We start from the raw sequence: 3,488 nt of genomic DNA on the forward strand, positions 1-3,488 counted from the left end.
CCATGAAGGCGCGGAGAATGCCGTCCGGGCGCCCACACGGATCGAAACAACCGATATCAGAAGCGGCATCCTTCGCGTGGCCCAGCAGCAGATCACGGCTCGAAGGTTTCCGGTCTTGCGGTAAATCTGGGCGACCTTGGTGCGGCGCATCGAATGTGTGCCGTTTGCACTCGGGCCAAGCCGATTGAGGTCGCCCATTCCCGGACCAGGCTGGCGTATCGCAGCGTCAAGATGTGCCGCTTTTCATGGAAACGCCCAGGCCAGAGGTGCTCGGACCCGACCATCATCGGCTCGTCGAGCCAGTCAGCCAGGGACTTCCGCGTTCCCTCTGCAATCTCGAAGCGAACGGGCTGACGGGTCTTGCCCTGTGTGATTGACGTTCGTTCCTCGACCTGGCCAGAGGCGAAGATGCCCGTGACTTTCAACCTGACGGGGTCACGGCCGCGGATGGCGCGAAGATTGGCAGCGCAATGACGGTTCCGCCGTTCCGCCACACGCCATCTCATCGCCGAACCGGTGACGGCACTCCACCATGCCATGCCGCGCTGCCGCAGGTCTGCTCGGAGCCCAAGCCTCCAGCCAATCGCATCCATCTACAGCAGCTTTGCCAATGTCAGACTTGTTTCGTTAGCTGACTTGTAGCCGCAGCCTTCATAGAACTTCTTAGCCGTTTTGGTGCTTTCCAATACGCACTCTCGGACGCCTACCGTGACAGCCGCATCTTCGAGAGATTCGAGAATCGCTTTGCTTACCCCGGAGAAACGAGCGTCAGGTCGGACATAGTTCAGCAGCACTGTTCCGTGGTGATCTATCATTCCAACGCCCACGATTTCATTGGCCCTTTCAGCTACAAGCACAGTTGCATCGCTGCGCGCGAGCCACGTGCGCCACGTCGCTTGGGTTTTGTTGGACAACCACCCAGCAATCTCTCGTGCATCTCCTTCATGATCTGCGACGCACAGTTCGGAAATTGATTTACGCACTACATTGACTGCTGCTGGACCATCGGCGTCACATCCATTTCGAACCATGATTTTCACTTGTCCATCCTTGAGCTTGGTGCAGGCACAATAGAGGAAAGCCGTTGTACGACAACGGCAGCTTCGTCCCGCCCTGCAGTCATTCGACCTTCGGAAATTTGGCGCTATGGTTGAATGGCCGGTCTCGCGATGCTGCAGGGTGGCATCTGATCGGCATGCCAATGTCCGGTGAGGGCGGTCCATATCTGGCGAGCCGATGATAATCTGGCTGAGGCTGCGGTGCATCCGAGGTCGGCAGTGGGTTCCGACGTGTCGGATAGATCGCTATCCAACAGCCTATGGCTAATGTCCCGCTGGAGTATGGAGATCCGCTTTCGGAGAGATACCGAAGGCACGGCGGAAAGCCTGGCTGAAGGCGCTCTGCGACTCGTAGCCCACCGCGTGCGCGATGTCGGCCACTGTCGCGGCGTCCTGCTTGAGAGCGGTTCGCGCCTTTGTCAGGCGCCAGGCGCGCAGGTAGGACAGGGGCGGCTGACCGACCCGGCGGGTGAACTCGGCGGAAAAGGCCGCGCGCGACATGCCTGCGACACCAGCCAGTTCAGCCACGGTCCACGGATGCGCGACATCGCGATGCAGGGTCTGTAGGGCGCGCGCCAGACGGATGTCGAGCAGCGCACCGAGCCAGCTCATTTCTCTGGGACCGACATGCGCGGCATGGGTGCGGATCGCTTCCACCACGAGTATATCGGCAAGCCGAGCGTTGACGATCCCGCGCCCTGGCATGTCCCGCTCGATCTCATTCGACATGAGGGTGAGAAGTGTGGTGATCGCCCCCGAGGTCGACAAGTTCTGCGGAACGAAGATGAAGTCCGGCAACATGTCGAGAAGAAAGTCGGAATTCGCCCCGGCAAAGGTCACCGTCCCGCCGATGGCGATCGTGTCGTCCCCATTGATGCGCGCAACATCCTTCGGCTCGCTATAAAGACTGCGGCCATCCATCGGCGTCAGCGCGGGGTCGCTGGCGATGGCGTAATCGGTGCGTCCGATCAGGCAGACATCCCCCGCCTGCAAGAGTTGTGGGATCCGCCTCGGAACCAGCATCCACGACTGACCCTTCAGAATCGCGACGAATTTTAGGCGATCGGCGCCGGGAAACGACAGCGACCAGTTTCCCGCCGTTTCGATCCGGGTGCGGCGCGTCACGTGCGCGCCGAGTACATCGAGCACGTCCGAGAGCGGATCAAGCGCAGAGCTGGACGGTCGGAACAAATTTTTAGACTTAGCGGCATCGTTCATCTTGCTCTTCTCTCATAGATTCCTCCCGACAGGAACCAAGCTGCCCAATAGGAGCCTCCATGACTATCAAAGGTAAAGTCGTCGCCATCACCGGTGCGAGCAGTGGAATAGGCCGGGCCACAGCGAAACTGCTTGCCGCGCACGGTGCCCGCGTCGTGCTGGGCGCCCGCAGGGAAAGCATGCTTCAAGCAATCGAAGAGGAAATCGCAACGGCTGGTGGGGTAGCCGCCGTCCGGACCACTGACGTGCGTCGACGCAGCGATCTCGAAGCGCTGGTCGCGACGGCGATCGAGCGTTTCGGGCGACTCGATGTCATGATCAACAATGCCGGAATCGGACCAATCTCGCGCTTAGATGCCCTGCGGGTCGACGAATGGGATGCTATGATCGACGTGAATCTGCGCGGCACGCTTTACGGCATCGCGGCCGCGTTGCCGGTCTTCCAGGGCCAGAACTCCGGTCACGTAGTGAATGTCATCTCAACAGCAGGCATCACGATCACGCCGACTATGGGCGTCTATGCCGCCACGAAGAACGCAGTGCGCACCGCGACCGAGGTGCTGAGAAAGGAGGCAGGGCCGAACCTCCGGGTGACGGAAGTCTCTCCGGGCATGATCTCAACCGATTTCGTCGAGGGTATCGCCGACGATCCGACAAAGAAGATGATCGCGGCGCAAGTAGACGAGATCGCGATCCCACCCGAGGCAATAGCGCGTGGAATCCTTTTTGCGCTGGAGCAACCTTCTGACGTGGACGTCGGCAGTATCGTGATCAGACCTACCGCGCAGGGGTGAATTTACAGTGCGTGCTGCAACCCGGACGAAGCGAGGCGCAGCGAACGGCTACATCGTCCGCTTTGCCGTCATTCGACCTTCGGAAATGCAGCGCTATGGTTGAACCGTCGGTCTCGCGATGCTGCAGGGTGGCATTTGATCGGCATGCGAATGTCCGGTGAGGGCCGACACCAGGCGCAACCAGCGCCTGGCATGGACGCCAGGTCAGGGCCGGAAGCGACCTTGGCCACCAGCCTTGCGAGCGCCGTTCGCTGCGCAGCGCACCAACGGCCGGAGTGCGCAGGAAGCTGCCGTCGGTGCAGTTCGATGTTGTGATCACGACTCTCTATCTACATGCGGATGCAGCTGCGGGCGCATATTTCTGCGCTTGACCGTATATGGATGGTGCACGGAAATGCGAGCCCATGATAGCGTGCTC

The 3,488-nt window shown here is 60.4% G+C and carries 3 protein-coding genes; 1 reads left to right on the forward strand and 2 read right to left on the reverse strand.

Annotation, left to right across the window (positions count from 1 at the left end; all coding sequences use genetic code 11):
* Positions 1–593: 593 nt before the first annotated feature.
* Together WBP53_RS08780 and WBP53_RS08785 are read right to left on the reverse strand one after the other, a co-directional pair.
* Positions 594–1,031 carry a GNAT family N-acetyltransferase gene (locus WBP53_RS08780; RefSeq protein WP_423927994.1) on the reverse strand — a complete coding sequence of 146 codons (438 nt, stop codon included), beginning with the start codon at positions 1,029–1,031 and terminating at the stop codon, positions 594–596.
* Positions 1,032–1,322: 291 nt separating this feature from the next.
* Complete coding sequence (locus WBP53_RS08785) at positions 1,323–2,276, reverse strand: AraC family transcriptional regulator (protein WP_423927990.1); 954 nt, start codon at positions 2,274–2,276, stop codon at positions 1,323–1,325.
* Between the two features lie 59 nt (positions 2,277–2,335).
* On the opposite strand from WBP53_RS08785, the gene WBP53_RS08790 reads away from it, so the two are divergent.
* Positions 2,336–3,070, forward strand: a complete 735-nt coding sequence (locus WBP53_RS08790; RefSeq protein ID WP_423927992.1) for an SDR family oxidoreductase — start codon at positions 2,336–2,338, stop codon at positions 3,068–3,070.
* The last annotated feature ends 418 nt before the right edge of the window (positions 3,071–3,488 follow it).

Source organism: Dokdonella sp. (assembly GCF_049593775.1).
Lineage (GTDB): Bacteria > Pseudomonadota > Gammaproteobacteria > Xanthomonadales > Rhodanobacteraceae > Dokdonella.